Origin of the sequence: Frankia nepalensis (assembly GCF_016786325.1) — a bacterium.
Lineage (GTDB): Bacteria > Actinomycetota > Actinomycetes > Frankiales > Frankiaceae > Pseudofrankia > Pseudofrankia nepalensis.
Window position 1 is genome coordinate 1 of the sequence record NZ_JADWYU010000184.1, and the last position, 7,904, is coordinate 7,904.

General features: G+C 75.2%; 4 protein-coding genes and 1 pseudogene. 1 reads left to right on the top strand and 4 read right to left on the bottom strand.

The genetic code is table 11. From position 1 onward, the window contains the following. Nucleotides 1-141: 141 nt before the first annotated feature. The 4 genes and pseudogenes from I6A81_RS27725 to I6A81_RS27740 all read right to left on the bottom strand — a co-directional run bounded on the left by I6A81_RS27725 (nt 142) and on the right by I6A81_RS27740 (nt 6,786). Nucleotides 142-3,003, bottom strand: a complete 2,862-nt coding sequence (locus I6A81_RS27725; RefSeq protein WP_407661394.1) for an ArnT family glycosyltransferase — start codon at nt 3,001-3,003, stop codon at nt 142-144. A 56-nt stretch (nt 3,004-3,059) separates the two neighbouring features. Then, nucleotides 3,060-3,890 (bottom strand): annotated as a pseudogene (locus I6A81_RS27730) (dolichyl-phosphate beta-glucosyltransferase); the annotation flags it as partial. Between the two features lie 41 nt (nt 3,891-3,931). Then, nucleotides 3,932-5,743: a sensor histidine kinase gene (locus I6A81_RS27735; protein ID WP_203005348.1), complete on the bottom strand. Its 1,812-nt coding sequence runs from the start codon at nt 5,741-5,743 to the stop codon at nt 3,932-3,934. Between the two features lie 242 nt (nt 5,744-5,985). Next, on the bottom strand, nt 5,986-6,786 hold the full coding sequence (locus tag I6A81_RS27740) for a response regulator transcription factor (protein WP_238429890.1): 801 nt from the start codon (nt 6,784-6,786) through the stop codon (nt 5,986-5,988). Nucleotides 6,787-7,078: 292 nt separating this feature from the next. On the opposite strand from I6A81_RS27740, the gene I6A81_RS27745 reads away from it, so the two are divergent. Further along, nucleotides 7,079-7,831, top strand: coding sequence for an SDR family NAD(P)-dependent oxidoreductase (locus tag I6A81_RS27745; protein ID WP_203005349.1), 753 nt, complete (start codon nt 7,079-7,081; stop codon nt 7,829-7,831). The last annotated feature ends 73 nt before the right edge of the window (nt 7,832-7,904 follow it).

Consider the following 7,904-nt stretch of genomic DNA (forward strand, 5'->3'; position numbering starts at 1 on the left):
TTTTTTTTTACCCCCCCCCCCCCGCGCCCCCCCCGGGGGGGGGGGGGGGGGGGGGGGGGGGGGGGGGGGGGGGGGGGGGCCGCCCCCCCCCCCCCCCCCCGCCGCTGCCCGCCCGGGCCTGCCTGGGCCCGGGGTGGCGGATCAGGAGACGGGCTTGGTCAGGTCATAGACGGTCTGACCGCCGACGGTGATCGCGGTGAAGTTCTCCGTGACCCAGCTGGAGATCTCGCTGGCCGCCCCGCTACCACCGGGGCCACCGAAGCCGCCCGGGCCGGCGAAGCCGCCACCGCCGTCGCTGGCACCGTCGCCGTTCGCGGCACCATCGCCGTTCGTGACGCCGTCGCCGTTCGCCGCGTCGCCGCCGGAGCCGCCACCGGGTCCGCCGGAGCCGCCGCCGCCGATGTAGTAGTGGATGGCGCCGTCGGCGACGTACTGCTTGAACTGCTCGAGTGTGATCGCCGGGTCGCCACCGCTGAAGCCACCCATCGCCATGACCGGTATGCCGTCGGTGGCCAGCTCCAGCGAGGCCGCGGACTGCGCGCTGGCGACCGCCGCAACCCAGCGATAGCCGTCCGCGCCGGACCGCAGGAGCTCGGCCAGCTCGCTGTTGGCCTCGCCCTCCATGCCCATGCCACCGCCGAAGCCGCGGCCCGTGCCACCCTGGTCGGCCAGGCCGGCCGGGTCCTCGGCCGTCGCCTGCCCGTCGGCGCCTCCCTGGCCATCGCCGTTCGCCTGGCCACCGGGGCCGGCGAAGCCGCCGAGCACCGCGTCGCCGCCCTGCCCGCCAGGGAAGCCGCCCATGCCGCCGACCGATGAGGGACCCGCGAGCGGAATGGAACCGGTGTGCGGGTTGGCCGCGGTCTCGACGGCGTAGGCCGCCGGCGCGGCGAGCGTGCCGAACGCGGCCGTGGCCAGGGCCAGCACCGCGACCGCGCGGCGCGGCGGCGCCAGACGCCGGCCGCGCGCCCGCCGGCCGCCGGCCGCGGACGTCCGCTCGCCTTCCGGTGCCGCGCCGTGGCCCGGCGTCTGGTCACCGTCCGGTGCCGTGGCCTCAGCCGGCGTCGGGTCCTCGGCCGCCGAGGGCTCCGGACGCGCCGGCCGCCACACGAGCAGCAGCGCGGCGGCGACGAGGCCGGACAGCAGCACCGGGATCCGCAGCCAGCTCTGCCAGTCCACCCGGCCGAGCAGGACGTAGCTCCAGACGGCCGTGACGCCGACGCTCGCGGCGAGCAGGACCCGGCTGGCGATCTCCTCCCGGGACCGCCACAGCTCGCGCGCGCCGAGGCCGATCGTCGCGGCGACCGCGGGCGCCAGCGCGACCGTGTAGTACTCGTGGACGATGCCTTCCATGTAGCTGAAGACGGCGGCGGTCACCAGCAGCCAGCCGCCCCAGAGCACCAGCGCGGCCCGGGTCCGGTCGGTGCGCCCGGCCCGCCGGGTCGCCCACAGCCCGCCGACCAGGAGGATCAGCGCGGCGGGCAGCAGCCAGGAGATCTGGGAGGCGAAGCTCCCGTTGAACAGCCGGTCGAGGCCCACGGCCCCGCCGAACCCACCGCCCGGCCCGCCACGGAGCGCGCCGCCGCCGGGCAGGCCGCCGGTGACGGCTTCCGCCCCGGCCGGCATGCCGCCGGGGAACCCACCGGTTCCGCCAGTTCCGCCGGCCGGCAGCCCGCCCTGCCCGAGGAGCGCGCCGTACCCGCCCGCCCCGGTCGAGCCCGAGGAGGCCATCCCGGGCACCATGCCGGTCAGCCCCTCCGCGGCCTGGCCGCCCGGGCCCCCGCCACCGGGGCCGCCTTCCTCACCGAAGATCCGCCCGAGGCCGTTGTAGCCGAAGGCCAGCTCGAGCGCGCTGTTGTTCTCGGAGCCGCCGATGTACGGGCGGGAGCTCTTCGGCCACAGCTCGACGGCCAGGATCCACCAGCCGGCGCCGACGACCACTCCGGCGGCGCCCGTGAGAACGTGCCCGATCCGGGCCAGCGGCCGTGTCGGCGCCGCGATCAGGTAGGCCAGCGCGAACGCCGGCAGCACCAGGAACGCCTGCAGCATCTTCGTCAGGAACCCGAACCCGATGACCACACCCGCGACCGCGAGCCACCGCCACGAGGCGGCCTCGACGGCCCGCGTCACGCAGTAGGCCCCGAGGACGAGCAGCAGCACGAGCAGCGCGTCCGGGTTGTTGAACCGGAACATCAGGACCGCGACCGGGGTCAGCGCGCACAGCGCCCCGACGAGCAGGCCGACGGCTGGCCCGGAGACCCGGCGCACCGTCGCGTAGAGCAGCCCGACGGTGGCGACGCCGCACAGCGCGTTCGGCGCGAGCATGCTCCCGTTCGAGAAGCCGAACACCCGGCCGGACAGCGCCATTATCCACAGCGACGCCGGCGGCTTGTCGACGGTGATGTAGTTCGACGAGTCGAGCGAGCCGAAGAACAGCGCCTTCCAGCTCTGGGTGCCGGCCTGCACGGCGGCGGCGTAGTAGCTGTTCGCCCATCCAGAGGCGCCCAGGCCCCACAGATACAGGACGGCGGTGGCGGCGAGCAGGAGGAGCACGGCGGGCCGCGCCCACCGGGGATCGTCCGGCCGCCCGCGGACCAGCCGCCTCGGCCAGCCCCGCCAGCCCGACTGCCCTGCGCGCGCGCGGCGCGCGGCGCGCGTGCCGAAGCCGTCGCCGGATTCACCGTCCGGCGCGGGGTCGGCGACGGGCGGGAGACCCGATCCCCGCCGGCCGGGCATGGTGTCGAGGACGTCAACCGTGCCCGCCCGGCCTCGAGCCGCGGCGTACGCGGGGTCAGCCGCGTGCGCGTCGGCGCCAGCGGCGCCCGCCGTGCCAGCGGCGCCCGCCGTGCCAGCGGCGCCCGCCGTGCCAGCGGCGCTCGCCGTGCCAGCGGCGCTCGCCGTGCCAGCGGCGCTCGCCGTGGTCCGGCCCGGGTCCTCGGATGCCGGGCCGGAGGCGTGGCCGGGCTGGTAGGCGGGGACGCCCCAGGCGCCCGCGTCGGCGGTCACGAGCCGCTCCCCGCGGTCCGCGGGCGGACGATGGCGCCCGCGGGGCGAGCCGGCGAGGCGGCGCCGAAGCGGGCGCGCAGCTCCTGGGTCGGCAGCCGGCCGCTCGCCAGCCCCCACCCGACCCGGGCCACGCCGCGCAGGTCGGCGAGCGCCGTGGGGACGATGTCCACCCGGCTGTCCGGGTCGTCCACCCAGTCGACCGGCACCTCGTGGATCCGCAGCCCCGACCGCTCCGCCAGCACCAGCAGCTCGGTGTCGAAGAACCAGCCGTTGTCGGCCACCAGCGGCAGCAGCTCACGCGCCGCGTCGCGGCGGATCGCCTTGAAGCCGCACTGCGCGTCGGAGAACCGCACCCGCAGCGTCACCCGCAGCAGCCGGTTGTAGCAACGGGAGATCACCGTCCGCTTCGGGCCGCGCACCACCCGCGCACCGGGCGCCAGCCGGCTGCCGATCGCGAGCTGCGAGTGCCCCGACAGCAACGGCGCCACCAGCGGCAGGAACGCGCCGAGGCCGGTCGACAGGTCGACGTCCATGTAGGCGAGCACCGGCGCCCGCGAGATTCCCCAGGCGGCGCGCAGCGCCCGGCCGCGGCCCTTGTCCCCCAGGTGCAGCACGAACACCTCGGGAATGCGGTCGCTCAGCTCGTGCGCGATCTCGAGCGTCCGGTCCGTGCTGGCGTTGTCCGCGATCGTGATCTGGAAAGGATAGGGAAACGTGTCGCCGAGATGTCGGTGAAGGCGCTCGACACACGGCCGCAGGTCGTTTTCCTCGTTGTAGACCGGGATCACCACGTCCAGCAGGGGACGTCGGCCCGGCGAGGCCGTTCGAGCGGGAATGTGCTCAACCTGCGCGGCGGAACCGCTCGGCGGGCGGGTCGTCGTGGTCATGAATCCAGCGTGCGCGGCCGGGCTGTGCGGTCGGTTGCGGTTTACTGTGAGCCCGCTGTGAATACGCCGGGAGCCGGCCGCGGCGAGCGGGCCGAACGAGTCGCGGGCCGGTCGACGGCCGCCGGACTCGCCGCCGTGACCGGGTCCACCGTATCCATTTCGTCGGAATGGTCGGCGCGGTCCAGCCCGTCCGGGTTCACCTCGTCCGGCGTGCCCGGGCTGTCCGCCGGGATCAGCGGAAGGGTGACGGTGAACGCGGTGCGGCCGGGAACGCTTGTCACGGCGATCCGGCCGGCGTGGGCCTCGACGACGGCGGCGACGATTGCCAGCCCGAGGCCGGTGCTGCCAGCGGCGCGAGAACGCGAAGAGTCGCCGCGCGCGAACCTTTCAAAGATATTGGGCAGCAGTTCCGGCGAAATTCCCGGCCCATTGTCGATGACCGATAGATGGAGCTCTCCGGCCGAGGCCGACCGACCGGTCACGCCCCCGGGCGTGGGGCACACCTCCAGCGCCACCGTGACCGAGGTGCCCGGCGGGGTGTGGGCGCGGGCGTTGGCCAGCAGGTTGGCGAGCACCTGGTGCAGCCGGGCCGCGTCGCCGCGGACGGTCACCGGTTCGGCCGGCAGGTTCAGGCTGAAGCGGTGCCCGGGCGCGGCGATGTGCGCGTCGCTGACCACGTCCACGACGAGCCGGGACAGGTCGACACAGCCGTGCTCCAGCGGGCGGCCCGAATCGAGCCGGGCCAGCAGCAGCAGGTCCTCCACGAGCGTCGTCATCCGCCTGGTCTCGGACTCGACGCGACGCAGCGCGTAGGCGACGTCCGGTGGCACCTGGTCGCCGATCCGGCGCGTCAGCTGCGCGTACCCGCTGATCGCGGCCAGCGGGGTGCGCAGCTCGTGGCTCGCGTCGGCGACGAACTGGCGGACCCGGGTCTCGCTGGCGTGCCGGGCGGCGAGCGCCGCGGCGACGTGGCCCAGCATGTGGTTCAGCGCGGCGCCGACCTGGCCGACCTCGGTCCGCGGGTCGGTGTCGACCCGCGGGACGCGGACCCGCAGGGTCACCTCGCCGCGGTCCAGCGGAAGTTCGGCGACCGTGGCGGCGGTGGCGGCGACCCGCCGCAGCGGGCGAAGCGTCCGCCGGACCGTCACCGCGCCGACGACGCCGAGGAGCAGGACGCCGCCACCCGCGACGCAGCCCGCGATGAGGAGCAGCCGGTTGACGGTGGCGTCGACCTCGGCGAGCGAGAGACCGCTGACGACGACCACGTCCTCGCCGCCGGTGTCTCCACCGCCGATGTCCCGGCCGTCGATCCGCGTGGCCGTCACCCGGTAGTCCCCAAGGCCGCCGAGGGCGATGGTGCGGGGGACCCCGTCGGCCGGCAGGGCGGCGAGCCTGTCCGCGAGGTCGGCGGCCAGCCCCGTGGTGACGCTGGTCGCCTCCAGGACCATGGCGTCCTGCACCCGGCCGTCGACGACCCGGGCCGCGACGGTGCCAAACGACTGGTTGGGCTGCCAGAGGAGGAACTCCTCCGGCGTCCCCTGCCACGAGGGCGTGCCCGTAGCCCCCGGCCCGGCGGGGAGGGCGGGCGGCCCGTAGCGCGGCAGCCCGGTGCCGGATCCGGGTTCCGGGTCAGGACGCTGGTCCGTGCCGCCCATCGCCTCGACGAGCACCGTCGGCGGGGGCCTTCGCCACCGGTCGTCTACCGCGCGCAGCCGGCCGTCGACCTGGTGGACGAGGTAGGAGCGCAGCTCCAGGGCGGACACCCCGACGATCACCGCCGACACGGCCGTCAGCAGCAGGAGCAGCAACGCGAGCAGCCGCGTCCGCAGCGACCACAGCCAGGGCGCGAGCACGCGGCGACGCGCGGGCGGCAGGGATCCCCCGCCGGACCCGCCGGACCCGCGACGGCCCGAGCTCCGGCGGCCGAAGCTCCAGCGGGATCGGCGCCCGGGTCCCCGCCGGGCCTGCCGGGCCCGCCCCGCCGGTCCGGTGGGGCCGCCGGGAGGCCGGCGATCCGGCTGGCTCGGCGGAAGGCCTGGATCGGCGGGCACGGATCCAGGGGAGGGCCGGTGGGAGGCACCGGCCGCGGGCGCGCTCACCCGGGGTTCGCCCCGTTCACCGGGCGCAGGACGTAGCCGGCGCCACGCATCGTGTGGATCATCGGCTGGCGGCCGGCGTCGATCTTCTTGCGCAGGTATGAGACGTAGAGCTCGACGACGTTCGCCTGGCCGCCGAAGTCGTAGTTCCAGACGCGATCCAGGATCTGGGCCTTGCTGAGCACCCGACGCGGGTTACGCATGAAGTAGCGCAGCAGCTCGAACTCCGTCGCCGTCAGGTGGATCTCGGTGCCGTCGCGGTAGACCTCGCGGCTGTCCTCGTCCAGGCTGAGATCACCGACGGTGAGGACGTTGCGCCGGGCCGCGGCGACGGTTCCGTGCACGCGCCGCATCAGCCCCCGCAGGCGGGCGGCGAGCTCCTCGATGCTGAACGGCTTGGTCACGTAGTCGTCGCCGCCCGCGGTCAGCCCCAGCACCCGGTCCTCGACGGCGTCCTTCGCGGTCAGGAACAGCACCGGGATGTCATGCCGCACCGCGCGCATCCCGCGCAGCACCGACAGCCCGTCCATGTCGGGCAGCATGATGTCGAGCACCACGGCGTCCGGCTGGAACTCCTCGACCAGCCGGAGCGCGGCGCCGCCGGTCGCGGCGGACGCGACCTCCCAGCCCTCGTAGCGCAGCGCCATCGTCAGCAGGTCGGCCAGCACCGCCTCGTCGTCCACCACCAGGACCCGCAGCGCTCGCCCGTCCGCCGTCCGCGGCTCGAAGGTGGACCCGCGCGCCCCGCGCGGCGCCACCGGCTCCCGTGAGACGGCCACGCTGGTGGCGGCGGGCAACATGCCAGGCGCCCCGGGCAACGTGCCAGGCGCCCCGGACATGCTGTCGGCCGCGCCGCCCTGGACGCGGGGAGCGAACGTCGAATCACGCCATGCCGCCATGCCTACTATCGTTCCTTCACCGGCTGTGTAGATCCTGAGTCTTTCCTGTGAAAAGGCTAGGTGTCCTGGAGCCGGGTAGGCACGTGACGTCGGATCCGTCGCTCCCCAGGGGAACCTTCGCTTCGCGGGGTTCGTGGGGGGACCCCCCGCTTCACGGGCGACAGTCCTCGGGTGGCCGCCTACCATCGGGGCAGTGAGCTTCGTCGATCGCTATGGGCCCTGGGCCGTGGTCGCCGGCGCGTCCGAGGGAGTCGGGGCCTCGGCCGCCCGTCTGCTCGGCGAACGGGGCATCAACATCGTACTTGTCTCCCGCAGGGCGGAGGCCTTGCGGGAGGTCGCGGAAAGTGTCCCCAGCGCGACGCGAACCGTCGCGCTCGACCTCAGCCTGCCCGACGCCGCCGGCCGGCTCGCGCACGCGACGGCGGACCTGGACGTGGGCCTGCTGATCTACAACGCGGGCGCCGATCCCAACCCGTCCGCGTTCCTCGACCAGCCGGTGGAGAACGCCCAGAGCCTGGTGGCGCGCAACTGCGTGACCGTTCTCGGCGCCGCGCACCACTTCGCCGGGCTGATGGTGAAGCGGGGCAGCGGCGGCCTGGTGCTGGTCAGCTCCGGAGCGGCCTGGGCCGGCGGCGCGCACCTCGCCGCCTACGGCGCGTCGAAGGCGTTCGACCTGATTCTCGCGGAATCCCTGTGGGCCGAGCTGGGACCTCAGGGCGTCGACGTGCTCGCGATGGTGCTCGGGCGGACCGACACGCCCGCCTACCGCCGGGTGTTGGCGGGCCGCGAGATCGATGGGCTCGCCGACCCGGACGACGTCGCCCGCGACATGCTCGACAACCTCGCGAACGGGCCGACGTTCCCGCCCGACCCGTCCCCGCTCGGCGCGCTGCCCCGCCGGCAGGCCGTCGAGCTGATGAGCAGGGGCGCCGCGTCCAGCACCTGACCCCCCGCCCCCGCTCCGCCTCGCGGCACGTCTTTCGGCTCGAGGCCGGGCGCCCCCAGGGGGGTAAACAAAA